This is a genomic window from Streptomyces hoynatensis (assembly GCF_003626535.1).
GTDB classification, from domain to species: Bacteria; Actinomycetota; Actinomycetes; order Streptomycetales; family Streptomycetaceae; genus Streptomyces; species Streptomyces hoynatensis.
Genome location: NZ_RBAL01000001.1, coordinates 460,495 through 483,505, shown reverse-complemented (window position 1 = coordinate 483,505; position 23,011 = coordinate 460,495). Strand labels below are relative to the sequence as shown.

Here is a 23,011-nt window from a genome sequence, read left to right as displayed (position 1 = left end):
GGCATGAGCGTGCCGGCCGTCGGCGTAAGCGAGCCCGCCGCCGGCGTGAACCTGCCCGCCGCCGGCGTGAACGTGCCCGCCGCCACGCCCGGGCGGCGCCGGTTCGCCGCGCTCACCGCGGCGGCCGCACCGGCGTGACGGCCGGTCGGCCCTCCCCGCGGGAACCGCCCCGGCTCCCGCGGCCGGTGGGGGGTGGGGGTGTCCCCGCCCCCACCCGTCTCACCGGGCCCCGCCGCCCGCGCCGATGGTGACCACCCGGGCCCACTCGGGTGGGGCGCCCGCCACGGCGTACGGATGGTCCTCGTGCCAGCTGCCGGCCCGGCGCTCCCGGGCGAACAGGCCCACCACCGTGCGGCAGGACGGCCGGGCGGACGGCCACGGGGTCTGCCCGTCGGTCAGGGCCACGATGACGTCGGGACCGGGCCGCGCCCGCAGCGCCCGCTCGAATCCCGCGCGCAGGTCCGTTCCCCCGCCGCCCACCAGCGGTATCCCCTCGGCGCGGCACAGCGGATGCACGACCCGCGCCGCGGCGTCGCAGGGCAGCACGCTGACCAGGTCCCGGCGGCCGCCCAGGTCGCGGGAGAGGGCGGCCACCTCGCGCAGCGCGCTGCCCAGCTCGGCGTCGCTCACCGACCGCGAGGTGTCGATGACGACGGAGACCCGGGGCGGCCTGCGCCGCAGACTCGGCAGCACGGCGCCCGGCACCCCGGCCGCGCGCCGCGCGGGCCGCCCGTGGCTGTAGTCCTCACCCGCGCCGGAACCCGAGACGGCCGCGCGGACCGCCGCGCCCAGCAACTCCCGCCAGCGCTGCGGCGGCTGGAACGCCTCTTCCGCCCACCGCCGCCAGCCCGCGGGCACGGTCCCCGGTCGGCCGGTGATGCCCTGCGCGACCCGGAAACGCACCGCGTCCCGTTCCTGCGCGGTGAGCCCGTGCGCCCCCTCGGGCCCCAGGTCCCACTCCCGTTCCAGGCCGTCGGCGCCGCTGCCGCAGTCCAGCCAGGCCATGGCCTGGGTGAGCGGCCCGAGCCGGAACTGGCGCAGGTAGTCCTCCATCAGCTCGCCCTCGCGCAACGCCAGGGCCTGTGGCCGCACCGCGTCCTCCGGCCGGAGGAGCCCCTCGCCGTACACGTCGTCGTTGATTTCGCAGTCGGCGGCGATGTTCATGCGCAGCCGTTCCGCCGGGCCGCTCAGCCCGTGCCGGCGCGCGTACCGGTCGCTGCGGCCGTGGTGGTCGCGCAGCAGGTGCGCGACCTCGTGCACCCACACCCCGGCCAGTTCCTCCACCGGCATGCGGTCCACGAAGGCCGGGGACACGTAGCAGCGCCAGTGCCGGTCCACGGCCATCGTCGGCACCCGCCGCGACTCCACGACGTGCAGGGCGAACAGCGCCGTCGCCAGGTAGGGCCGGACCCGGGCGGCGTGCAGCCGGGCGGTGAACAGCTTGTCCAGGTCGAGCGCCCCCGGCGCCCCGCCGCTCATCGTCCGGCCACCCCCGCGGACCGCGCGGCGGCCCGGGCCGCCGCGCGGTCCGCCCGCCGGGACAGGGACACCACCCCGGCCAGCCGCTCGATGGAGGCCGGCACGTCCCAGTCCTCGCGGCGCAGCGAGGCCAGCGTGGTGGCGGGCACCACCACCAGGTCGGGGGCCCCCGTCTCCACCGCCCGCACCAGCAGCGCCCAGGCCGCGTCCCAACGGGACCTGTCGGGGCGCCTGCGGACCGCCGCCACCACGGCGTCCAGCACGGCCTGCCGCAGATCCCCGCGTTCCGGCAGCTGGGCCCCCGCCGGATCGGCCAGCAGCACCTCGGGGTCGGGGAGGTCCATCCGGTCGAGCGCGGCCAGCAGCTCCAGCCCTGGCCCATCCCCGACGGCGCCTCTGACCAGCAGGGAAAGCACCTCGCGCGAGGTGTCGGCCGCGGTCGCGAAGGCGAGGAGGCGCAGCGTCATCTCCCAGCTGCGCGGCGAGGGCCAGGGGCCGCCCCTGCGGGCCTCGTTGCCGGGCAGCCGGTGCACGAGTCCGGGGCGGGCGGCGAGGAAGCCGCACACCGCGCGGCGCGCGAAGTCCACGGCCTGCGGCAGCCGTTGACGCTCCAGGCGCGGCAGGGTCGCCACCGGCCAGGTCCCGCCGAGGCCGCGGACCACCACCTCGTTGTCGTGGGTCCACGTCAGGTGCACGAACCGGTTGGCCAGCGGCGGGCTCAGCTCCCAGCCGTCGGCCGCGGAGGCCCGCGGGTTGGCGGCGGCGACGATCCGGATGCCCGGCGGCAACCGCAGGGCGCCGACCCGCCGTTCGAGCACGAGGCGGAGCAGGGCGGCCTGCACGGCCGGGGGCGCGGTGGACAGCTCGTCGAGGAAGAGCAGCCCCCGGCCGGCCCGGGCGAGGCGGACCGCCCAGTCGGGCGGGGCCATCGGGACGCCCCGTTCGGCGGGATCGTCCCCGACGATGGGCAGGCCCGAGAAGTCGGAGGGCTCGTGAACGCTGGCGATCACCGTGGTCAGCGGCAGGTCGAGCGCCGCGGCGAGCTGGGTCAGGGCCGCGGTCTTGCCGATCCCCGGCTCGCCCCACAGCAGAACGGGCAGGTCGGCGGCGACGGCCAGGGCCAGGGCCGCCAGCTGGGTGTCGGGCCGCGGCTCCGTCCGCGACTCGCGCAGCAGGGCCAGCAACTCGCCGGCGACGTCGAGTGCGGCAGCGGGCGCGGGGCCGTCGGCGGCGGGCGCGGGGCCGTCGGTGGCGGGCGGCTGGGTGTCTACAGGCATGTGTGATGACCTCATGGGTGTAGGTGGCAGGCGTGGTGGGTCGTGCAGGACGACTTGGACGTGCTGGGCCGTGCTGGCCGTACCGGGCTGTGCGGAACGTGGTGGGTCGTACTGGGCCGGGCCGTGCTGGGCCGAGCTGGATGTCCTGGCTGTGCTGGGCGTGCGCGGGGAACCGGGGCGCGGGTCAGCGCGCGAAGGCGTGCCGCGGGCGCGCGCGGTGGTCGCGGGGCCGTTGCCGCCCCGGCTCGCCGCGGCCGGGCGCGGGCCCGGCCAGGCCGGCCCGGAACAGTCCGTGGTCGATCCGGCGCCGCGCGGCCGCCGCCAGCTCGTCCCGCAACGCCCCACCGCGCAACACGGCCTCGGGGCCGAGGAGACCCTCGACGACGGCCAGGGCGCCGGCGATGTCGCCGTGGCCGAGACGTTCCCGAACGGCGGGGAGGCAGCCGGGATCACGGTGGGCCTGGTCGATCACCTGCAGGCAGGGCAGGGGCGTGCCGGTCAGCTCGGCCAGCAGCTCCTCCCGCCTGATCTCGGCCGGAGAGTGGTCGAGCGGCGCGAGTACGCCGTTGACCAGGCCGATCCGGTGCCTGGCGCCCCGGCACTCGACGAGGCGCGGCAGCCCGGCCGGGTCCGGGTCCCCGGGCGCGGCGGACGGCGGGCGATCCGGCGCCAGCGCGGCGGCCACCAGCGGGTGCAGCCGCTCCGGCTCGATCAGCCCGGCCCGGAGCAGCGCCAGATCGGGCAGCACCCAGGTCGCCGCATCGGGCAGGACCGGCAGCGCGGCGACGTCCCGCTCGGCGGAGGCGGCCGACAGCCGCAGCGGCGGCGGCCCGTTGCCGTCCCCGTCCGGGCGCCGTTCCAGGACGAGCCGCCTGCGCCGCCCGAGCCGCACGGCTACCGCTCCCGCGGTCCGCCCCTCGGCCCCGAGCACCATGCCGGCCTCGTCCGCCCACCGCCACACGGCACAACGGCCCGGCTGTGGAAGGGCGTTGAGCAGCTCTTCCGCCACCGCGGGCGGCTCCTCTGCCCCCGCCCTGGCCCGCAGCTCCCCGGCCCGGCGCGCATCCCACAGGTGACGGTGCAGGTCCAGCCGGAACCGCCGGCTGGGACGCGGATGGGGATGGCGGCGCGCCCCGGCCCCGGACCGGCCGTCCCAGAGCGCGAGGCTGACCCGCTGTCCGGCATCGGCCCAGGCGGGTGGCGTCCGCGCGACGAGGTGCACCGGGCTTCCGCCCTCGCCCCCGGGGTCCTCGTACCGGGCCAGGCCGACGGTGAGCCCGGGCCGCAGCAGCCCGTCCGGAGCGATCCGCGGCAGGTGCCAGCGCAGCAAGTCGGGTGCCAGGTACCGGAGATCATCCCGGACCCGGCCGGCGAACTCCCGGCCGCGCACCCGCGCCAGGAAACGCACATCGAGATCGACGTCGAAACCCGCGGCGGCACACGCCCCGGCCCAGTCCCCGGCCAGGCGACGAGCGGTCGCGGTCTCGATCATGGAAGGCGGCACGGCGAACTCGCGCACGCGCAGCCACAGAAGAAGGCGGGAATTCCCGTACGCGGCCTGAGTGAGCATCAGCGCTCACCCTTCCCGAACGGGACCTCCCCTCTGCCAAGAGGGTGATTCATCATCCCGGCGAGCATACCGTCCCCCTCCTCACCCCGACACCCTCTTCGCCCCGCCTCCTCCCCTGAACCGCAGCCGGGCGCCACCCCGCCTGCCCGTCGACGGGCTCCGCACGGCCCGCCGAGGCACACCGGCGCTCTCGTCGCCCACCCCTCCCGCACTCCCTACGGTTGACCCATGACGGCACTGCCCGGCTGGATGCGCCCGCCGCGCGCGGAAGGCTGGTTCGCCTCTCGGATGCGCCCCGCCACACCGAACTGATCGGCGGAAGCCCTCGTCTTCATGAGGTCGCCGCAGCGGCCCTGGCACGGCCGCCTCGTCACCGGCCTGACCACCTCACTCATGGCCGCCGCGCCGACCGGCTTCGAAGTCGAGCGGGACATGACCATCCGCCTCGACGAACGCAACCGGCCGGAACCGGACCTCCTGGTGACGACCGCGCCCTACGACCCGGACCGTTCGCACCCGAGGACGTCCGGCTCGTCGTCGAGGTCGTCTCCCCCGAGTCCGCACACCGCAACCACACGGTCGCGCTGCGCACGCACGCGGAGGCCGGCATCCCGCACTACTGGTGCACCTCATCGCCAGCCCCTGACCCGCGGCGGGACCGCCTCCTCGGCGGCCCCGCCGCCTTCCCGAAGACCTGCCACCATGCGCCGTCGCCGCTACCCCTCGGACACCACCGACGCTGAACGGGCTCTGATCGAACCGTTGCTTCCCACCCCGGCCTGCGAGACCCGCCGCGGCGGCCGGCCGGAGAAGCATCCTCGCCGCGAGATCGTCGACGCGATCCGCCACGTCGTCGATACGGGCTGCAAATGGCGGGCCTTGCCTGCGGATTTCCCGCCCTGGCGCACGGTCTGGGGTTTCATGGCGCGTTGGGCCGCGGCCGGGATCGTTGGTCAGATCCGTGACCACCTGGCCGGACGGATCCGCCGCGACATGGGCAAGGGCCCCCGGGCGGTGGCCACCGTGATCGACTCCCAGAGCGTGAAGGCCGCCGAGACCGTCTCCAGAGCCACTCGCGGCTACGACGCGGGCAAGAAGACCAACGGCCGCAAGCGGCACCTCGTCGTCGACACCCGCGGCCTGCCGCTCATGGTCATGGTCACCCCCGCCGACCTGCACGACTCCGCAGCCGCGAAGGAAGTCCTCTTCCGCCTGCGCCTCATGCACCCGGAGATCACGATCGTGTGGGCCGACTCCGCATACGCCGGCAAGCTCGTGACCTGGGCGAAACAACACCTCAACCTCACGATCAAGCCGGTCAGCCGCCCCCAGGACGCGACCGGCTTCATCGTGCTGCCGCGTCGTTGGGTCGTCGAGAGGTCGCTCGCGTGGATGATGCACGCCCGCCGCCACGCAAGAGACTACGAACGGCTCATCCAGCACTCCGAAACCCTGATCACCTGGGCGGCCATCACCCTCATGACCAGACGCCTCGCCCGCAACGGCGCCACCCCCAGCCGGCCGAGAAAACCGGCGCCCGCCACCGCGGTCTGACAAAGCGAAAGCCCCACCGCGCAGCGGTGGGGCTCATCCCCGCAGTGGGGGCCAACTGTGATCCGGGCCTGCGGTCAAACACAAACACGGACCATCCCCGCATACGTGGGCACTCACCACACTGATGACGCACAGGTTCACCCGCAGCAACACCACCCACACCAACTGGTCGAAGGCGCTCTGAAAGAGCGTCGACCTCGGCCCTCGAATACTCGCTGAGGAACAGGCTCAGGATCCTTCAAGGGCTTGGGCGCCGCGCTCGAGGAGTTCGCGCAACTGGGCCAGTTCGGCGCCGCGATCGTTCTTGTCCCGGTCACGGCCACCGGCTCCTCCGTCGCCCTTCCGGGCATCAGCCAGGACCTCAGCACCGGCCTGGCCGCCGCCCAGTGGGTCGTGAACGCGTTCTTCCTGACCTTCGGCGGGTTCATGGCGATTACGGGGTCCCTCGCGGACCTCACCGGGCGGCGGCGGATGTTCGTCGGGGGCGTCGCGCTGTTCTGCGCAGCCATGGTGGTGGCCTGCCTCGCCCCGAACATCGGGATCCTGATCGCCGCACGCGCCGCGGCCGGCATCGGCGCCGCGGCCGCAACCACCGGCGGCAGTGCGGTACTCGCCCAGACCTTTGAGGGCCCGGCCAGGGCCAAGGCCTTCGGCGCGTTCGGAACCGCCATCGGGCTGGGGCTCGCCGTCGGCCCGCTGGTGGCCGGCTTTCTGGTCACCTCGCTGGGCGGCTGGCGCATGTTCTACCTGGTGGCGGCCGTCGTGGTGCTCCCGGTGCTGCTGCTGAGCCCGCTTCTGCAGGAGTCGCGTGACACGAGCGCGGCCGACGTGGACTGGGCCGGCGCCGTCACCTTCACCGTTGGTCTGATCCTGTTTGTCCTCGGCCTGGTCGAGGGCCCCGACCTGGGCTGGACGCACCCGGTCGTGCTCGCCTCCCTGGTTGCCTTCGTGGTCCTGATGGGCGTCTTCGCCGCGGTCGAGCGCCGCAGGGAACACCCGATGTTCGACATCTCTCTGTTCACGCAGCCGCGGTTCGTGGCCCTGTGCGCCATGCCGATCCTCCTGGCCTTCGGCTTCGTCGCCCTGCTGATCGTGCTGCCGCCCTACTTCATGGCCGTGGACGGCATCAGCGCTCAGTCCGCGGGCCTGCTGCTGGTCCTGTTGACCGGCCCCACCCTGGTCATGCCCGCCCTGGTGAGCTCGCTGGCCCGCAATGTCTCCCACCGGCTCCTGCTGGTCCTGACCATGTTGTTCGTCGCCGGCGGCAGCGCCTGGCTTACCGTCGTCCACCCGGGCTCGGCCACGCTCTCGCTCGCCGGGCCGCTGCTGTGCATCGGCATCGGCTTCGGCATCTCGCTGGCGATCCTGGACGGCGCCGCGGTCAACTCGGTCGAGCCGTCCCGTGCCGGTATGGCCGCGGGCATGTTCAACACCATGCGCCTGGCCGGAGAGACGATATCCATCGCCGTGCTGAGCGCCATCCTCGCGGGCGTCACCGAGTCCCGGCTGAGCGACGGCGTCGACACCGAAACGGCCGCCGGAGCCACCGCCCGCCTGCTGCAGGGCGACATGGGCGCCGCGACCTCCCTCGTCCCGGGCGCCGACCGCGCGGGCTTCACGGAGATCGCCGGGGCCGGATACACCGACGCCCTGCACGTCGCCCTGTGGGCCGTCGCGGCCCTCTCCCTGTTCGGAGCCCTCGCCGTCGGCATCCTGATGGGCGGGCGCAAGCCCTCGGCTACCGTCGCCGCCAGCCGCCCCCAGGATCAAGACGCTGAGCAGCCCTCGATGGCGTCCTGATTCTCTCCAATCTGCCCCCTGCCCAGGAAAGTCGATCGCCCGACGCTCTGCCGGCTCCGTTGGCCCGGCACCGGCAGGTACCTGGGCGGGGGGCGCGCTCGTACGTCGTCCACTCAGCTTGCAGCGGTCTCCCGAACCAGCCCTCCAGACTTGCCAAGCGTGGGCGCACCCCACACTGAGCGCGCCAATTCGGTGGAGCGGTGAGTTCCCAAGCACGTACTAAAGAGCCCGGCCTCGCGCCTGCACTCACCAGCGAACCCGCCCGAAGCCTGCACGCATCCCTCGACCACGGCGGATCGGCCGCCGGCGAGCACCCCGCTTGCCACTCCGCGGGGAAGAGCGAGCCCGGGCTCAGGCCGTGAGCAACACAGTGCAGTCCGCCCCGCCCGGCGCGACCACGGCGTGCGGCTCGAACCACTCGTCCCCGCTGGCCCTTTCGCCGTACGAGACACCCGCACCGAGCCTGACCCCTCGATCCTCCGCAGCGATCACCGCGCGGCTCCGAGCACGGCGCCTCCGCGGCATCGTCCCCGGACCACCCCGCCGGCCTCTTGCCACGGCAGTGACTCCCGTGCGCCGCGGGCCCGTCAGTGAGCGGCCGTGGCCGTCGGGTTGCCCTGGTGGGTGAAGGCGGCCCAGTGCCGGATGTGGTGGAGGTCGGGGCGGGTGGCCTCGATGCGGAGCGGGCCGCTCAGCGCGGGCATGGCCTCGCGGTGCGGATCGAGCATCCACAGCTGGGCGGCCCGCAACGCGTCGGGCGGAGCGAGACCGCCCGACGCGAGGTAGTGGTGGAAGACGACCATCATGACCGCCGCGGTGCCGTCCTGGACCGCCCAACGGGAGCCCACCACGTCGGCCGCGCCGCCCCCGACCAGCGCGGTGGCCAGGGTCAGCGCCTCGTCGTGGTCGCGGGTGCTCAGGTCGGTCTCGCAGGCGCTGAGCACGACGAGCGGGCCCGGGCGGTCCGCCGGAGGGTGACCGGCGGCGTCGAGAATGCCGGCGACGGTGAGCCGGCCGGCGTCTCCCCGAGGTCGCAGCGCGTCGACTCGGTCAGCACCCGTTCGTCGCCGGCGAGAAGCAGCGCGTCGAGGAGGGCGGTGGGAGTGCCGTCGGCACGGGGCAGGGCCAGGGAGCGCGCACGAAGATGAGCATCATCCGGGCCCGCAGCGCCAGCGGGTCGCTCAGCGGCCGTTGCGGTCCGCCCACCGCAGACGCCGCAGCGCCTCGGCCCGCGTCTTCGGGCCGGAGGCCTGATCGGCGCCGCCGCCCAAGGCTGCATGTCCGCAAAATTGACGCTGTGGCGACAGGCCACCCGCTAGGCATTGGAGCTGGGTTGCCTCCACACGGCTGCGACCTACAAAAAGCGTTCTACTCGGCGAATGAAGTCACACAGAACCAGCACGAGCACGCACCCAACCGGAATCAGTAGTGGTAGCGGGCCGCCAGGATGATGATCCCCCGGTCCATGACGAGATAGACGAGGCGATGTTCGTCATCGATCCGCCGCGACCAGGCCCCGGGCAGGTGGTATTTCAGCGGCTCGGGCTTGCCGATCCCGGTAAACGGGTCCCGCAGGACGTCCTCGATGAGCTTGTTGATCCGGGCGAGCATCTTGCGGTCGTTCTTGACCCAGGATGTGTAGTCCTCCCAGCCGCCCTCTTCGAAGACGAGCCTCACGCGGTGCCCTTATCGGCACCCGACGCATCAGGGTCGATGAGCTCCCGCTCGGAGAGCCCTGTGTCACCAAGCGCGTTCTCGTACGCCTTGAGCAACCGGCGGGCGTTGGCCGGCGAGCGCAGCAGGTAGGAGCCTTCCCGCAGGGCGGCGTAGTCCTCAGCCGAGACGAGTACGGCGTTCCCGTGCTTGGAGACGATCTCGATGGCCTCGTGATCGTCGTTGACCTTCTTGATCAACGGGAAGAGTGCCTTGCGCGCCTCGCTGGCAGTGATCGACATCGACAGAGCCCCCTCCAGGAGTGGTACCACATAACGTACCACCGAGTAGAGGCGCGCGGGGCGAAAAGTCAGCACCAGGTCAGCACGGAAAGGAGAACGGGGCTCGCCTCAGGAGAGGCGAGCCCCGTTCGACCTGCGCATGTGACAGATCAATCCGGCTCAAGGTGCTTGAACGGTCACACGTTGAACCGGAACTCCACCACGTCGCCGTCCTGCATGACGTACTCCTTGCCCTCCACGCGGGCCTTGCCGCGGGCGCGGGCCTCGGCGACGGAGCCGGCCTCGAGCAGGTCCTCGTAGGAGACGATCTCGGCCTTGATGAAGCCGCGCTGGAAGTCGGTGTGGATGACGCCCGCCGCCTCGGGGGCGGTGGCGCCGCGCTTGATGGTCCAGGCGCGGGCCTCCTTGGGGCCGGCCGTGAGGTACGTCTGCAGGCCGAGGGTCTGGAAGCCCACCCTGGCGAGGGTGGCGAGCCCGGGCTCGTGCTGGCCGACCGTCTCCAGCAGCTCCAGGGCCTCGGCCTCGTCCAGCTCGGCGAGGTCGGACTCGAGCTTGGCGTTCAGGAAGATCGCCTCGGCGGGGGCGACGAGGGCCGCCTGCTCCGCGCGGAAGGTCTCGTCGGTCAGCTCCTCCTCGTCCACGTTGAAGACGTAGAGGAAGGGCTTCACCGTCAGCAGGTGCAGCTCGTGCAGCGGCTCGGCGCGCTCGGTGCCCTGGGCGATGCCGGCGGAGAAGAGGGTGCGGCCCTCCTCGAGGATCGCCTTGGCCTCCTCGATGGCCCGCACGGTCGGCTGCCGGTCCTTCTTCACCCTGGCCTCCTTCTGGAGGCGGGGCAGCACCTTCTCGATGGTCTGCAGGTCGGCGAGGATCAGCTCGGTGTCGATCGTCTCGATGTCGCTCTTGGGCGAGACCTTGCCGTCCACGTGCACGACGTTCTCGTCGCGGAAGGCGCGGATCACCTGGCAGATGGCGTCCGACTCCCGGATGTGGTGGAGGAACTTGTTGCCGAGGCCCTCGCCCTCGCTCGCGCCGCGGACGATGCCCGCGATGTCCACGAAGTCCACGGTGGCCGGCACGACCCGCTGCGAGTCGAAGAGCTCGGCCAGCCTGGCCAGCCGCGGGTCGGGCACGCCGACGACCCCGATGTTCGGCTCGATCGTGGCGAAGGGGTAATTGGCCGCCAGGACGTCGTTCTTTGTCAGGGCGTTGAACAACGTGGACTTGCCGACGTTCGGCAGGCCGACGATTCCGATCGTGAGCGACACGTGAGACTTCCCGGGCGAAGGTGCGTGAACGGTGGGCCGAAGCACCAGTCTACGGGCGCGGCCGCCGCGTCGTTCCGCCCGTGGAGTGAGCCGGCCGCAGCGGTCAGCGGACAGTCATATCGACAGCACGCGTGTCCATTGCCCTTTTCCTCACCATATGCGGCTTACCTTGGTGACGTGGAACACACAACGCGCATGCGTACCCCTCAGTACCCCCGGCACCATGCGCCTGCGGCGGTGCGGGCGACGGTGCCAAGGCCCGCCGGGCGTGTGCGGGTGCCCGCCGGGCGGCCACGCCCGCGGCGGCGGCTGCCGAGGCCCCGGCTGACCGGTCTGGGCTGCGGCGTGCTCGCCCTGGTGGCGATGGTGGCCGCGGCGTGGTTCTGCGAACTCCTCGGCGGCGTGCCCACCCTCTACGGGGTGCTGTTCGTGCTGGCCTCCACGGCCGCGGCGGTGTGGGTCAGGCCCGCCGACCTGATCTGCGCCCCGGTGGCCGCGCCCCTGGCGTTCGCCGCGGGGCTGATGACCACCGCGGGCCCGCTGGCGACCGTGACGGAGCTGGCGCTTCGGGCGCCCTGGGTGTTCGCGGGCACGTTCGTGGCGGGGGCGGTGACGCTGGCGCGCAAGGCGCTGCTGCTGCTCGGCGACCGGCTGCGGCAGACCCGCGGCGACCTCGGGGCCCGCTGAGCCGCGGCGCCGTTCAGTCCGCGCGCCCCGGCGCGACCCCGGCCACGGCCTCGCCGGCCCCCTCGGCCTCGTCCGGCTTCCCGGCGAGCCTGGCCGCCGCCTCGGCCCGCAGGTCGCGGCGCAGCTCCTTCGGCAGCGAGAACTGGATGTGCTCCCGCATCGGCTGCACGACCTCCACCTCGCCGAAGCCGCGGTCGGCCAGCCAGGCGAGGACGCCGTCCACCAGCACCTCGGGCACCGAGGCCCCCGAGGACAGGCCCACGGTCCGCACGCCCTCCAGCCAGGTCTCGTCGATCTCCGAGGCGTCGTCCACGAGGTGGGCGGCCGCGGCGCCCGCGCCGCGGGCGACCTCGACCATGCGGGCCGAGTTCGAGGAGTTCTTCGACCCCACGACCAGCACCAACTCGGCCTGCGCGGCGACCTGTTTGATGGCCGACTGGCGGTTTTGGGTGGCGTAGCAGATGTCGTCGCTCGGGGGGTCGACGAGCAGCGGGAACCGGCGCCTGAGGGCGCCGACGGTCTCCATCGTCTCGTCGACGGACAGCGTGGTCTGGGAAAGCCACACGACCTTCGAGGGGTCGCGGACCTCGACCCGGTCCGCGTCCTCCGGGCCGTCGACGAGCGTGATGTGCTCGGGGGCCTCGCCGCTGGTGCCGATGACCTCCTCGTGGCCCTCGTGGCCGATCAGGAGGATGTCGTAGTCCTCCCCGGCGAAGCGGGCCGCCTCCTTGTGGACCTTGGTGACCAGCGGGCAGGTGGCGTCGATGGTGGCCAGCCTGCCGCGCTCGGCCTCGCGGTGCACCTCGGGGGCCACGCCGTGGGCGGAGAAGACGACGATCTGGCCGGGCGGGACCTCGGCCGTCTCGTCGACGAAGACGGCGCCCTTCCGCTCCAGGGTCGCCACGACGTACTTGTTGTGCACGATCTCGTGCCGGACGTAGACCGGGGGCCCGTACTGCTCGAGCGCGCGCTCCACGGCGATGACGGCCCGGTCCACCCCCGCGCAGTACCCCCTGGGGGCGGCGAGCAGGACCCGGCGGCTGGTGTCGGACGAGTCGGCCATGCGCACCATCGTACGGGTGCCCGCAGGACGGCCGGTCGCGGCCGCCGGTTGCCCGGCTCCCCTGCCCGCGGCCGGGGTTCGCTGTCAGACCCCGGCGCTAGCGTGTGGGGCATGGCAGCTCACGCGTCCCCGCAGGAGCCGATCCCGGTCGGCGAGGTCTCCCGGCTCATCGGCGGGTGGATCGACCGGCTCGGCTCGGTCTGGGTGGAGGGGCAGATCACGCAGCTCTCCCGCCGCCCCGGCTTCGGGGTGGTCTTCCTCACCCTGCGGGACCCCTCGCAGGACGTCTCGCTCAAAGTCACCTGCTATCGCGCGGTGTTCGACAAGGTGGCCGACGTGATACACGAGGGCGCCCGGGTGGTGGTGCTGGGCAAGCCGGAGTGGTACGCGCCGCGCGGCGAGCTGTCCCTGCGCGCCGCCGAGATCCGCGCCGTGGGGGTGGGCGAGCTGCTGCTGCGGCTGGAGCGGCTGAAGCGGACGCTGACCGCCGAGGGCCTCTTCGCCGACGCGCGCAAGCGCAGGCTGCCGTTCCTGCCCGGCTGCGTCGGCCTGGTGACCGGCCGCGCCTCGGCCGCCGAGCGCGACGTGCTGGAGAATGCGCGGCTGCGCTGGCCCGCGGTGCGGTTCGCGGTGCGGAACGTGGCGGTCCAGGGCGTGCACGCGGTGACGCAGGTGATCGACGCGGTGCGGGAGCTGGACGCCGATCCCGAGGTGGACGTCATCATCGTGGCCAGGGGCGGGGGCAGCGTGGAGGACCTGCTGCCGTTCTCCGACGAGCGCCTGGTGCGGGCGGTGGCCGACTGCCGCACGCCGGTGGTCTCCGCGATCGGCCACGAGCCCGACTCCCCGCTGCTCGACCTGGTCGCCGACCTCCGGGCCTCGACGCCGACGGACGCGGCCAAGCGCACGGTGCCCGACGTGCGCGAGGAGCTCGACCGGGTGGGGCAGTTGCGGGACCGGGCCAGGCGCACGCTCCAGGTGCGCCTCGACCGGGAGGAGCGCGGCCTTGCCGCGGCGCGCAGCCGGCCCTCCCTGGCCAATCCCTACCGGATGGTGGACGAGCGCGCGGCCGAGCTCGCGGCGCTCACGGAGCGCTCCCGGCGCACGCTCGGCCACCTGCTCGACCGCGCCGCCTCCGAGCTGGAGCACACCAGGGCGCGGGTGGTGGCCCTCTCCCCCGCCGCCACGCTGCGCCGCGGGTACGCGGTGCTCCAGCGGGCGGACGGCACGGCGGTGCGGGCGGCGGACGAGGTCGCGGAGGGCGAGGCGCTGCACGCCAGGGTGGCGGACGGCGCCTTCAAGGTCACGGTCGGCGAGGGGCCCGCCGAGGCGGGCATAGGGTGGCGGTCATGAACGAAGCGGGCGCGGAAACGGGCGCGGAGCCGGGCGCGTCCCTCGGCTACGAGGCGGCGCGGGACGAACTGATCGACGTCGTGCGGCGGTTGGAGGCCGGCGGGGCGACGCTTGAGGAGTCGCTCGCGCTGTGGGAGCGCGGCGAGGAGCTGGCTCGCATCTGTTCCCGCTGGCTGGAGGGGGCGCGGGCCAGGCTGGACGCGGTGCTTGCCTCGGAGGCAGGCGAGGCGGGCGAGGACGCGGCGGGGGCGGAGGAGGCCGCGCCGGGCGAGTAGGCGGGCTCAGCCCTCGCCGGGGGCGAGGGTTTCGGCGAAGCCGGCCAGCTCGCCGAATCCTGCGGTGCCGAAGACGATGGTGGTGGCCTCGTCCTGCCGCAGCACCAGCGCGTCGTACTTGGGGCCCTCGTAGCGCGCCCAGTCCTGGCCGCGGACGGTCTCGGCGGCGCCGGCGTCCTGCGCATCGTGGGTGATCGAGGAGATGAACGCGGCGGGGTCGGTGCCGGTGGGGGCCTGGGCCAGCGCGACGTACTCCTCGTCGGGGGCGAGGAAGCCCACGCGCCAGGTGGCCCCGTACTCGCCCTGCGGGTCGTAGCTGACCGAGGTGGCGTTCCAGCCCTCGTCGAGTCCCTCGGGGACCAGCAGCGGGTAGGGGGCGACGCGGGCCGCGGTGAGGGCGGGCACCTGGAAGTCGACGGTCTGCACCTGGGCGTCGGAGTCGTCGTGCGGGACGACGACGAAGTAGAGGACGAAGGCCGCGGCGCAGATGAGGGCCGTGGAGATCACCATGTTCCACACGCTCTCGAAGCCGCGCCTGCGGGCCGCCGTGGCCGCGCCCGCCTCCGGCCGCCCGGCCTCGGGCCGCTCCGGTTCGCCCGCCCCGGCACCCTGGGGCTCCGCCGGCTCCCGTGTCCCGGCCCGGGGGGCGTCCTCCGCCGCCCCGTGCGCCGATCCGGCCGTGGCGGGGCCGCCCGTGGCCTGGTCCGCGGGGGGAGCGGCGGGCTCCCCCTCGGCGAGGGCGCGGTCGTCGGCCGCGGCGGGCGCGGGGGCGGAGTCCTGGGGCACGTCGGTTGGCACCCTGCCATCGTCGCGCACGCCGCGGCGGGCGGGGAAAGCACCCCCCACCTTCGCTCATCCGAACCTCGGTCTGCTCATGTGTGCCGCCGCGAGATACAGTCGTAGGTGCCCTCGGCCCGCCCCGGCCCGGCGCACCGGCGCGGAAACCCGGTGCGGAAAAGCCGGAGCAGAAAGGTGTGTTCCCGATGCCCGACCACCTCCCTCCCCCGCTGGACGTCGCCCCCCAGGCCCCCGACCGCAACCTGGCCCTCGAATTGGTCAGGGTGACCGAGGCGGGGGCGATGGCCTCCGGCCGCTGGGTCGGCCGGGGCGACAAGAACGGCGCGGACGGCGCCGCCGTGCGCGCCATGCGCACCCTGGTCTCCACCGTCTCGATGAACGGCGTGGTCGTCATCGGCGAGGGCGAGAAGGACGAGGCGCCGATGCTGTTCAACGGCGAGCGGGTGGGCGACGGCCACGGCCCCGAGTGCGACGTGGCGGTCGACCCGGTGGACGGGACGACGCTGACCGCCAAGGGCATGGGCAACGCCGTCTCCGTGCTCGCGGTGGCCGAGCGCGGCACGATGTTCGACCCGAGCGCCGTCTTCTACATGAACAAGCTGGCCACCGGCCCCGAGGCCGCCGAGTACGTCGACATCGACGCGCCCCCCGCGGTCAACGTCCGCCGCGTGGCGAAGGCCAAGGGCGCCGCGGTCGAGGACATGACCGTGGTCATCCTGGACCGGCCGCGCCACGGGGAGCTGGTGCGCGACGTGCGGGAGTGCGGGGCCCGGATCAAGTTCATCCAGGACGGGGACGTGGCCGGCGCGATCATGAGCGTCCGCGAGGGCACCGGCGCCGACCTGCTCCTGGGGGTGGGAGGCACTCCGGAGGGGATCATCGCGGCCTGCGCGATCAAGTGCCTCGGCGGGACGATCCAGGGCAAGCTCTGGCCGAAGGACGAGGCGGAGCGGCGGGCCGCGCTCGACGCCGGCCACGACCTCGACCGGGTCCTGCACACGGACGACCTGGTCCGCGGCGAGAACGTCTTCTTCGTGGCCACCGGCATCACCGACGGCGAACTGCTGCGCGGGGTGCGGTACCGGGCGGAGACGGCGACCACGCAGTCGCTGGTGATGCGCTCGCGCTCCGGCACGATCCGGCAGATCGAGTCGACCCACCGCCTCTCCAAGCTGCGCGCCTACAGCGCGATCGACTTCGACCGCGGCAGGTGACCCCGGATACGGCACGGCCCGGGCCGCCCGGGCGTGGTGGGTGCGCCCCTGGGGCGGCGGACACGGGCCGGTGGGGGGAGCCGATGCGGCGGGGTTCGGCGCGGCGGGGCCGGCGCTGCGGAGGAGGCTCGGGGAGGCGGCGGGTCAGGCGATCCGGCTGATGTCGGGGCTGCGGCCGCCCGAGGCCGCGGCCTCGCGGCGACGCCGGCGGCTGAGCACCACCCGGCGCTCGGCCGCCGTCAGCCCACCCCAGACGCCGTACGGCTCGGGCTGCACCAGCGCGTGCTCACGGCATTCGAGCAGCACCGGGCAACGGGCGCACACCGACTTGGCCGCCTGCTCCCTGGAGAGCCGTGCCGCGGTGGGCTCCTGGGAGGGCGCGAAGAACAGCCCTGCCTCGTCGCGCCGGCAGGCGGCCTCGGAGTGCCAGGGACCCGCCAGGTCTCTCGGACTCCGCTGTGCAGTGACGGCTGGGGACCACTGTGGCTCTTGTGGCGGTGACGATTGCAGCACGGTCAACTCCTGACGACGGCTACGGGGGTCGCTCCTGGCTGATGGACCCTCACTCGTCCCGGCGGACGCCGCGGTTCGCCTCGCCTTTCCCACCATGCGGCCATACGAGTGACGGTCCCCCGAGCCCTACCCGCTGTGCGCACGCTTATGCACGGAGCGACAACGTCGCCACCCGGATCAGTCCCCCACTTCCGCCCCCGGGAACCCTGGAGTACCGCAAAATCCCCCCGTCACCGGCCTTCCGCCCACGGGCCGCCGGCCGGAACGGGCGCCACGGCGCCCGTGGTTCAGTCGTCGGAGAGGTCCCGCACCCGCTTGCCCGCCACGGGCTTGGCGTCGACGCCGCCCCAGACGGCCACGCCCTGGACGACCACGACGGGCGCGTCCGGCTGCGTCGACTCCTGCTCCTTGACCTCGAAGCCGCCCATGATGCCGCTGCCCGCGCTGCGCAGGCTCACGTTCTCCGGCACCTTGATCTCGATGCCCCCGCAGATCGCGGTGGCGTTGACGACCACCTGCTGGTACTCGAAGATCGCCTCGGTGAAGTCCAGTTCGACGCCGCCGCAGACGGCCACCGCGTTGACCTTCGGGCCGACGCGCCACCTGCCCTGGCGGCTGGCGCCGCTGAGGACCGCGACGACGTTCTTGGCATTGGCCACCTGCAGCCCGTGGCCGCGGCCGGCCGGCTGCGGCGCGTGGACGGCCTCCGGCGCGCCGGGGGCCGGGGCCGCCGCGCGCCGCTGCCCCTCGGGCAGGTCGCCGATGAGCGGCTCCAGCTCGCCGAGGGTCTTCGCGCGGTAGACCGCCTCCACCCGCTCGGAGTGCTCGTCCGCGTCGATCCTGCCCTGGGCGAGGGCCTCGCGCAGGATGTCGGCTATCCGGTCGCGGTCGGCGTCGGAGGCGCGCACGGGCGGCGCCGGCTGCTTGTCCAGCGGCACGGCGGGCGGGTTCTCGGCAGTCACCCCTTCAGACTACCGACACGCGATACATCGCGACCAGTCCCCCGCGCGCCCTCGCGGCCGGGTCCGCGGCTTTCCGGCGCACCGGACTGTCGATTTCCACGTACCGTGATCACTGTGGCACGGTAAGCGACATTCGGCGTCCGCCATTCGACCTTCGACCCGCCAGAATCCTCCGAGGAGAACACCGTGCTGACCGTCGGCGACCCCTTCCCCGAGTTCGAACTCACCGCCTGCGTCTCGCTGGAGAGCGGGCAGGAGTTCCGGAAGATCAACCACAAGTCCTACGAGGGCGTCTGGAAGGTGTACTTCGCCTGGCCCGCGGACTTCACCTTCGTCTGTCCCACGGAGATCGCCGAGTTCGGGCGGATGCAGCCCGAGTTCGCCGAGCGGGAGGCCCGGGTCCTGGGCTTCTCGGTGGACTCCGAGTACGTTCACCACGCCTGGCGCCGCTCGCACCCGCACCTGCGGGAGCTGCCCTTCCCGATGATGGCGGACGTCAGGCGCGAACTGTCCGCCGCGCTCGGCATCCTGGGCGAGGACGGCCTCGCGATGCGGGCCGCCTTCCTGGTGGACCCGCGCAACGAGATCCAGTTCGCCATGGTCACCCCGGGCAACGTCGGCCGGAACCCGCGCGAGGTGCTGCGCGTCCTCGACGCGGCCAGGACCGACGAGCTGTGCCCCTGCAACTGGTCGCCAGGCGAGGAGACCCTGGACGCCGCGGCGCTGCTCGCCGGGGCCTGACCCGGCAGGCCGCCTGAAGTGAGAGGGCCCGCCCGGGGGGTGCGGGGCCCGCCTGGAGGCGGAGGGCCGCGCGGTGCCCGCCGGCCCCCGCCGCGCCCTCCCCGGCAGGCGCTACGCCTTCTCCGGCAGCCCCGGGGCCACCTCGAACCAGACGAGCTTGCCGGTGCTCAGCCGGGTGGCGCCCCACTGCCTGGCCAGCCGCTGCACCAGGTAGAGCCCGCGACCGCCCTCGTCGGCCGGGCCCGCCTGCCGCAGCCGCGGCAGCTGCGGCACGTCGTCGCCGACCTCGCAGCGCAGCACGTCGGTGCGCAACAGCCGGACGGTGACCGGCCGTTCCGCGTACCTGACGGCGTTGGTCACCACCTCGCTGATCAGCAACTCGACCGCGTCCTCGATCTCTTCGAGCTCCCAGCGCTCCAGGCTCTCGCGGACCATGCGCCGCGCCTCGCGGACCGACTCCGCCCGCGGGTCGAGGCGCCGGAACGCCACCGCCTCGGGCGCGATCCCCTCGAACCTGGCCGCGAGCAGCGCGATGTCGTCGTCGCGGTCGCCCGGGCCGACGATGTCGAGGATCTCGTCACACATCGGCTCAAGCGGCAGCGCGGCGTCCGGCCGCGTCAGCTGCGAGATGGTGGCCAGCTTCTCGCGCAGGTGCTCCACGCCCGTCCACACGTCCCGGCTGCGGGACTCGACCAGCCCGTCCGTGTACAGCACGAGGGTGGCCCCGGCCGGCGCGTCCAGCTCCACCGTCTCGAAGTCGACCCCGCCCACGCCGATCGGCGCGTTCGGCGGCAGGTCGACCAGCTCCGTGGAGCCGTCCGAGTGCAGCAGGACCGGCGGCGGGTGACCCGCGTTGGCCGCCGTGATCCGGTGCGCCACCGGGTCGTAGACCGCGTACACGCAGGTCGCCATCCGGTCGGTGCCCAGCCGCTGCGCCTGCTCGTCGAGGTGGTGCAGCACCTCCTGCGGCGGCAGGTCGAGTCCGGCCAGGGTCTGCACCGTCGTCCGCAGCTGGCCCATGATCGCCGCCGAGGTGGTGGAGTGGCCCATCACGTCGCCCACCACGAGCGCCACCCGGCTGCCCGGCAGCGGGATCGCGTCGTACCAGTCGCCGCCGACGCGCGCCGACTGGGCCGCCGGGAGGTAGCGGCTGGCCAGCCGCACGCCCGTGGGCTGCGGCAGGTCGTCGGGGAGCATGGTGCGCTGGAGCTCGTCGGCGATGGAGGCCTCGCGGCCGTACAGCACCGCCTTGTCCACCCCGAGCGCCGAGTGCGTGGCCAGCTGGGCGGCGACCTGGAGGTCCTCCTGGTCGAAGGAGGCCCGGTCCGGGCGGCGCAGGAAGACGGCCGCGCCGATCACCCGCCGCCGCCCGCGCAGCGGGGCGAGGATGGCGCGCCTGCCCTCGGGCAGGGCGGCGGCGCTGGTCAGCTCGCGCAGGGCGGCCTTGGACACCTGGGACTCGGCGAATATCGGCCGCACCCCGCGCAGCACCTCGGCCAGCGGCCCGTTGCCCCGCACCTCGACCAGGGGGACGGCGCTGGCGAGCAGCGGGAGCACGGGCCCCGAGTGGTCGACGGCTCCCCTGGCGTTGCCGAAGGCGAGTTCCTCGGGGATGCGGTCGGTGCGGCGCAGCTTCAGCACCCAGGGGTTGACCGGCTGCTCGTCGCCGATCGGCAGCGGGTGCCTGAGATAGACGAGGATCGCGTCGGAGAAGGTGGGCACCGAGGCCCGGCACAGGCCGAGCACGATCTCGTCCAGGTCGAGGCCCCTGGCGATCCTGCGGGTGGCCGAGCCCACGAACCGCAGCCGGTCGGTCTCCCGCATGCCGCCGCCCAGGCCCTCGCCCGCGTCCGGGCGCACGGGCGGGTGCTCGGGGGCGCTCGGCGCGGAACGGGCGTGCGGCAGCGCCTGACCCTCGGCGAACGAGGGCACGTCCGCCGTACGAGCCACGGGCTGTGGTGGGGTCGGGTCCGTCACGAGGGGTGTCCATCCAGGCGGGAACTGCGGGGAACTGGCACGTATGCGGGGCTTGTTGAACGGATGTGCGGGGGCTTTGCAGTGTGCGGTTGTGGGGCTGCTGGCGATCCTACGTTTGACGCCCCCCGGCGTATCAAGAGGCTCTCGGCTGATCGGACACGCGAAATGCCTCCCTGTGGTGGGCCGGAGCGGCTGCCGCCCGGTCCCAGTCCTCCGGCAGCTGCGGGGTCCGCCAGCGCGGGTCCGGCCGCCAGGAGGCCCAGTTCTCCGAGAAGGGCGGGCCCCACGCGCGGACCAGCCCGGCCGCCTCCCGCCCGGCCTCGCGAATCCGCCGCGCCTGCCCCTCGTCCAGCAGGCCGGATCGCTGTGCTTGGGCGAACTCGTCCTCGTCCAGCCACTCCCAGCTGCGGTCCGGATAGACCGCGATGTCGAGAAAGTGATCCTCGGAATCGACCCCGCCCGCCCACCGGCTCCGGGGCTCTTCAAGATTGACGTACCAGTTCTTGAAGCGCCAGCCCCGATCCCAGAAAAGCCACACCGACCACGGCGCGCCGGGGCGGGCCAGCTTGAGCACGCCGGCGCCGAACCACCTGGTGCGGACGGCGACCCGCGGCCTGGTGTAGCGGGTGGCGAGCGGCTCGGCGTGGACGGCGCTGCCGTCGGCGAACGCGGGCTTCACGCACTCGGTGCCGGGAGCGAGCCAGACGGCGAGCAGCTCCTCGGTGTCGGCGACGACGGTGACCGGGCGGCAGATGTGGAACTCGGGGCCGGTGGAGGCCCGGCCCCCGGGGCCGCCCGGCCGAGCGGGCCGATTGGCCCGGTAGCGCCATAAAACCTGGTCACCCGGCTGCCAGGGATGCGCGCCGCCGGTCCGATCCGTGCCCGTTGTCATCTACACATGGTATGGGGGACGCCGCGGGCGGCGGGGCGCATCCGGGCCAGTCCCCGGTCAAGGATGGGTCATGCGCAGCACGTCCAGGGCCTCGTCCAGCTGCTCCAGGGTCAGTTCGCCCCGGTCGACGTACCCGCCGTCGAGCACCGCCTCGCGGATCGTCTTCCGCTCCGCGAGCGCCCGCTTGGCGATCTTCGCGGCCTCCTCGTAGCCGAGGTAGCGGTTGAGCGGGGTGACGACGGAGGGGGAGGACTCGGCGTACTCGCGGGCGCGTTCCACGTTCGCGGTGATGCCGTCCACGGTGCGGTCGGCGAGCAGGCGCGAGACGTTGGCGAGCAGCCGGATGGACTCCAGCAGGTTCTTGGCGATCACCGGGAGCATGACGTTCAGCTCGAAGTTGCCCGCGGCCCCGGCGGTGGCGACCGTCGCGTCGTTGCCGACGACCTGGGCGGCGACCATCAGGACGGCCTCGGGGATCACCGGGTTGACCTTGCCCGGCATGATCGAGGAGCCGGGCTGGAGGTCGGGCAGGGCGATCTCGGCCAGCCCGGTGCGCGGCCCGGAGGACATCCAGCGCAGGTCGTTGCAGATCTTGGTGAGCGAGACGGCGATGGTCCGCAGCTGCCCCGAGGTCTCCACCAGGCCGTCGCGGGCGCCCTGGGCCTCGAAGTGGTCGCGGGCCTCGGTCAGCGGCAGGCCGGTGACGCGGGCCACCTCGGCGATGACGGCCGCCGAGAAGCCGGGCGGGGTGTTGATCCCGGTGCCGACGGCGGTGCCGCCGAGCGGCAGCTCGGCCAGCCGCGGCAGCGAGGCGGTGAGGCGCTCCACGCCGTAACGGATCTGCGCCGCGTAGCCGTTGAACTCCTGGCCGAGGGTGACCGGGGTGGCGTCCATCAGGTGCGTGCGCCCGGACTTCACCACGTCGGCGAACTCCGCGCCCTTGCGCTCCAGTGCGCCGGCCAGGTGCGTGAGCGCCGGGATCAGCTCCCCGGTGACGGCGCCGGTGGCGGCGATGTGGATGGAGGAGGGGAAGACGTCGTTGGAGGACTGGCTCGCGTTGACGTGGTCGTTGGGGTGCACCGGGCGGCCGAGGCGCTCGCTCGCCAGGGTGGCGAGGACCTCGTTGGTGTTCATGTTCGATGAGGTGCCCGAGCCGGTCTGGAAGACGTCGATGGGGAACTCCGCGTCCCAGCGTCCCTCCGCCACCTCCTCGGCGGCCTGCGCGATGGCCTCCGCCATGTCCTTGTCGATGACGCCGAGCTCGGCGTTGACCGTGGCCGCCGCGGCCTTGATCCTGGCGAGGGCGGCGATGTGCGCCCGTTCCAGGCCCCGGCCGGAGATCGGGAAGTTCTCCACGGCGCGCTGGGTCTGCGCCCGCCACTTCGCCTTCGCGGGAACCCGCACCTCGCCCATCGAGTCGTGCTCGACGCGGTAGGCCCTGGCGTCTTCGTTGGCTGCCTCGTTCGTACCACTCATGGGGTCGAATCTATCCCAGCGTTGCGGCCCTCCCCCGGGCGGTGAGCGGCATTCCGGCCGGGCGGGAGCGGCCCTGCGCGGCCCGGCGGCCCGGGCCGGGCCGGGGCCGGGGCCCGGGCGGCGGGCTCCCCGCCCCGGCCGGGGCGGGGAGCCCGCGCGC

General features: G+C 73.7%; 21 protein-coding genes and 2 pseudogenes. 9 read left to right on the top strand and 14 right to left on the bottom strand.

Features of this window, described 5'->3' with window-relative positions:
- The first annotated feature begins 3 nt into the window (after positions 1-3).
- Positions 4-138, top strand: a complete 135-nt coding sequence (locus D7294_RS33595; RefSeq protein WP_277751061.1) for a hypothetical protein — start codon at positions 4-6, stop codon at positions 136-138.
- Between the two features lie 81 nt (positions 139-219).
- On the opposite strand, the gene D7294_RS02160 is transcribed toward D7294_RS33595, so the two are convergent.
- From D7294_RS02160 to D7294_RS02150, 3 genes are all read right to left on the bottom strand, one after another.
- Positions 220-1,479 carry a vWA domain-containing protein gene (locus tag D7294_RS02160; protein ID WP_120674752.1) on the bottom strand — a complete coding sequence of 420 codons (1,260 nt, stop codon included), beginning with the start codon at positions 1,477-1,479 and terminating at the stop codon, positions 220-222.
- On the bottom strand, positions 1,476-2,756 hold the full coding sequence (locus tag D7294_RS02155; RefSeq protein WP_120674750.1) for an AAA family ATPase: 1,281 nt from the start codon (positions 2,754-2,756) through the stop codon (positions 1,476-1,478). Before D7294_RS02155 ends, D7294_RS02160 begins: the two co-directional genes overlap by 4 nt.
- Before the next feature lie 184 nt (positions 2,757-2,940).
- Positions 2,941-4,326 (bottom strand): hypothetical protein, encoded by a 1,386-nt coding sequence (locus D7294_RS02150; protein ID WP_120674748.1) that lies wholly within the window; start codon positions 4,324-4,326, stop codon positions 2,941-2,943.
- Positions 4,327-4,554: 228 nt separating this feature from the next.
- Here D7294_RS02150 and D7294_RS02145 point away from each other — a divergent pair.
- The 3 genes and pseudogenes from D7294_RS02145 to D7294_RS02135 all read left to right on the top strand — a co-directional run.
- A pseudogene (locus tag D7294_RS02145) lies at positions 4,555-4,952 on the top strand (Uma2 family endonuclease); the annotation flags it as partial.
- Positions 4,953-5,028: 76 nt separating this feature from the next.
- Positions 5,029-5,880, top strand: coding sequence for an IS5 family transposase (locus D7294_RS02140; protein ID WP_120674746.1), 852 nt, complete (start codon positions 5,029-5,031; stop codon positions 5,878-5,880).
- A 246-nt stretch (positions 5,881-6,126) separates the two neighbouring features.
- Positions 6,127-7,680, top strand: a complete 1,554-nt coding sequence (locus D7294_RS02135) for an MFS transporter (RefSeq protein ID WP_120674744.1) — start codon at positions 6,127-6,129, stop codon at positions 7,678-7,680.
- A gap of 587 nt (positions 7,681-8,267) precedes the next feature.
- On the opposite strand, the pseudogene D7294_RS02130 reads toward D7294_RS02135, so the two are convergent.
- The 4 genes and pseudogenes from D7294_RS02130 to ychF form a co-directional block, all read right to left on the bottom strand.
- Positions 8,268-8,702, bottom strand: a pseudogene (locus D7294_RS02130) (CHAT domain-containing protein); the annotation flags it as partial.
- 400 nt (positions 8,703-9,102) lie between these two features.
- Positions 9,103-9,357 carry a Txe/YoeB family addiction module toxin gene (locus D7294_RS02125; RefSeq protein ID WP_120674740.1) on the bottom strand — a complete coding sequence of 85 codons (255 nt, stop codon included), beginning with the start codon at positions 9,355-9,357 and terminating at the stop codon, positions 9,103-9,105.
- Positions 9,354-9,635, bottom strand: a complete 282-nt coding sequence (locus tag D7294_RS02120) for a type II toxin-antitoxin system Phd/YefM family antitoxin (protein WP_120675301.1) — start codon at positions 9,633-9,635, stop codon at positions 9,354-9,356. Before D7294_RS02120 ends, D7294_RS02125 begins: the two co-directional genes overlap by 4 nt.
- A 176-nt stretch (positions 9,636-9,811) precedes the next feature.
- Positions 9,812-10,900, bottom strand: coding sequence for a redox-regulated ATPase YchF (gene ychF / locus D7294_RS02115; protein ID WP_120674738.1), 1,089 nt, complete (start codon positions 10,898-10,900; stop codon positions 9,812-9,814).
- A 195-nt stretch (positions 10,901-11,095) separates the two neighbouring features.
- On the opposite strand from ychF, the gene D7294_RS02110 reads away from it, so the two are divergent.
- Positions 11,096-11,587, top strand: a complete 492-nt coding sequence (locus tag D7294_RS02110) for a DUF6542 domain-containing protein (protein WP_147450755.1) — start codon at positions 11,096-11,098, stop codon at positions 11,585-11,587.
- A 13-nt stretch (positions 11,588-11,600) separates the two neighbouring features.
- On the opposite strand, the gene D7294_RS02105 is transcribed toward D7294_RS02110, so the two are convergent.
- Positions 11,601-12,650 carry a 4-hydroxy-3-methylbut-2-enyl diphosphate reductase gene (locus D7294_RS02105; protein WP_120675299.1) on the bottom strand — a complete coding sequence of 350 codons (1,050 nt, stop codon included), beginning with the start codon at positions 12,648-12,650 and terminating at the stop codon, positions 11,601-11,603.
- A gap of 111 nt (positions 12,651-12,761) precedes the next feature.
- Here D7294_RS02105 and xseA point away from each other — a divergent pair, with 111 nt between their 5' ends.
- Positions 12,762-14,003, top strand: a complete 1,242-nt coding sequence (gene xseA / locus D7294_RS02100) for an exodeoxyribonuclease VII large subunit (protein WP_120674734.1) — start codon at positions 12,762-12,764, stop codon at positions 14,001-14,003.
- Complete coding sequence (locus D7294_RS02095; protein WP_120675295.1) at positions 14,000-14,278, top strand: exodeoxyribonuclease VII small subunit; 279 nt, start codon at positions 14,000-14,002, stop codon at positions 14,276-14,278. The genes xseA and D7294_RS02095 overlap by 4 nt, the downstream gene beginning before the upstream one ends.
- Before the next feature lie 6 nt (positions 14,279-14,284).
- On the opposite strand, the gene D7294_RS32755 is transcribed toward D7294_RS02095, so the two are convergent.
- Positions 14,285-15,076 (bottom strand): DUF4245 domain-containing protein, encoded by a 792-nt coding sequence (locus D7294_RS32755; RefSeq protein ID WP_241562038.1) that lies wholly within the window; start codon positions 15,074-15,076, stop codon positions 14,285-14,287.
- Positions 15,077-15,261: 185 nt separating this feature from the next.
- Between D7294_RS32755 and glpX the strand changes: the two genes are divergently transcribed.
- Positions 15,262-16,290: a class II fructose-bisphosphatase gene (glpX, locus tag D7294_RS02085; protein WP_120675293.1), complete on the top strand. Its 1,029-nt coding sequence runs from the start codon at positions 15,262-15,264 to the stop codon at positions 16,288-16,290.
- Positions 16,291-16,434: 144 nt separating this feature from the next.
- Here glpX and D7294_RS02080 read toward each other — a convergent pair whose 3' ends face one another.
- Together D7294_RS02080 and D7294_RS02075 are read right to left on the bottom strand one after the other, a co-directional pair.
- The gene (locus tag D7294_RS02080) at positions 16,435-16,800 is read right to left on the bottom strand and encodes a WhiB family transcriptional regulator (RefSeq protein WP_120675291.1); all 366 of its coding nucleotides are present in this window, start codon (positions 16,798-16,800) and stop codon (positions 16,435-16,437) included.
- 290 nt (positions 16,801-17,090) lie between these two features.
- Positions 17,091-17,765, bottom strand: a complete 675-nt coding sequence (locus D7294_RS02075; RefSeq protein ID WP_120674732.1) for a DUF1707 SHOCT-like domain-containing protein — start codon at positions 17,763-17,765, stop codon at positions 17,091-17,093.
- A 186-nt stretch (positions 17,766-17,951) separates the two neighbouring features.
- Here D7294_RS02075 and D7294_RS02070 point away from each other — a divergent pair, with 186 nt between their 5' ends.
- Positions 17,952-18,506, top strand: a complete 555-nt coding sequence (locus D7294_RS02070) for a peroxiredoxin (protein WP_120674729.1) — start codon at positions 17,952-17,954, stop codon at positions 18,504-18,506.
- A 111-nt stretch (positions 18,507-18,617) separates the two neighbouring features.
- On the opposite strand, the gene D7294_RS02065 is transcribed toward D7294_RS02070, so the two are convergent.
- From D7294_RS02065 to D7294_RS02055, 3 genes are all read right to left on the bottom strand, one after another.
- Positions 18,618-20,483: an ATP-binding SpoIIE family protein phosphatase gene (locus tag D7294_RS02065; protein WP_241562037.1), complete on the bottom strand. Its 1,866-nt coding sequence runs from the start codon at positions 20,481-20,483 to the stop codon at positions 18,618-18,620.
- Between the two features lie 133 nt (positions 20,484-20,616).
- A complete protein-coding gene (gene fomD / locus D7294_RS02060) occupies positions 20,617-21,375 on the bottom strand; it encodes a cytidylyl-2-hydroxypropylphosphonate hydrolase (protein ID WP_120674727.1) in 759 nt (252 codons plus the stop codon).
- Between the two features lie 57 nt (positions 21,376-21,432).
- Positions 21,433-22,851, bottom strand: coding sequence for a class II fumarate hydratase (locus tag D7294_RS02055; protein ID WP_120674725.1), 1,419 nt, complete (start codon positions 22,849-22,851; stop codon positions 21,433-21,435).
- Positions 22,852-23,011: the final 160 nt, after the last annotated feature.

Excerpts from the sequence above, each read along its gene's own strand:
- D7294_RS33595 (WP_277751061.1), top strand. The coding sequence starts at position 4 with ATGAGCGTGCCGGCCGTCGGCGTAAGCGAGCCCGCCGCCGGCGTGAAC.
- D7294_RS02160 (WP_120674752.1), bottom strand. The coding sequence starts at position 1,479 with ATGAGCGGCGGGGCGCCGGGGGCGCTCGACCTGGACAAGCTGTTCACC.
- D7294_RS02155 (WP_120674750.1), bottom strand. The coding sequence starts at position 2,756 with ATGCCTGTAGACACCCAGCCGCCCGCCACCGACGGCCCCGCGCCCGCC.
- D7294_RS02150 (WP_120674748.1), bottom strand. The coding sequence starts at position 4,326 with ATGCTCACTCAGGCCGCGTACGGGAATTCCCGCCTTCTTCTGTGGCTG.
- D7294_RS02140 (WP_120674746.1), top strand. The coding sequence starts at position 5,029 with ATGCGCCGTCGCCGCTACCCCTCGGACACCACCGACGCTGAACGGGCT.
- D7294_RS02120 (WP_120675301.1), bottom strand. The coding sequence starts at position 9,635 with ATGTCGATCACTGCCAGCGAGGCGCGCAAGGCACTCTTCCCGTTGATC.
- D7294_RS02110 (WP_147450755.1), top strand. The coding sequence starts at position 11,096 with ATGCGTACCCCTCAGTACCCCCGGCACCATGCGCCTGCGGCGGTGCGG.
- D7294_RS02105 (WP_120675299.1), bottom strand. The coding sequence starts at position 12,650 with ATGGCCGACTCGTCCGACACCAGCCGCCGGGTCCTGCTCGCCGCCCCC.
- xseA (WP_120674734.1), top strand. The coding sequence starts at position 12,762 with ATGGCAGCTCACGCGTCCCCGCAGGAGCCGATCCCGGTCGGCGAGGTC.
- D7294_RS02095 (WP_120675295.1), top strand. The coding sequence starts at position 14,000 with ATGAACGAAGCGGGCGCGGAAACGGGCGCGGAGCCGGGCGCGTCCCTC.
- glpX (WP_120675293.1), top strand. The coding sequence starts at position 15,262 with ATGCCCGACCACCTCCCTCCCCCGCTGGACGTCGCCCCCCAGGCCCCC.
- fomD (WP_120674727.1), bottom strand. The coding sequence starts at position 21,375 with ATGACAACGGGCACGGATCGGACCGGCGGCGCGCATCCCTGGCAGCCG.
- D7294_RS02055 (WP_120674725.1), bottom strand. The coding sequence starts at position 22,851 with ATGAGTGGTACGAACGAGGCAGCCAACGAAGACGCCAGGGCCTACCGC.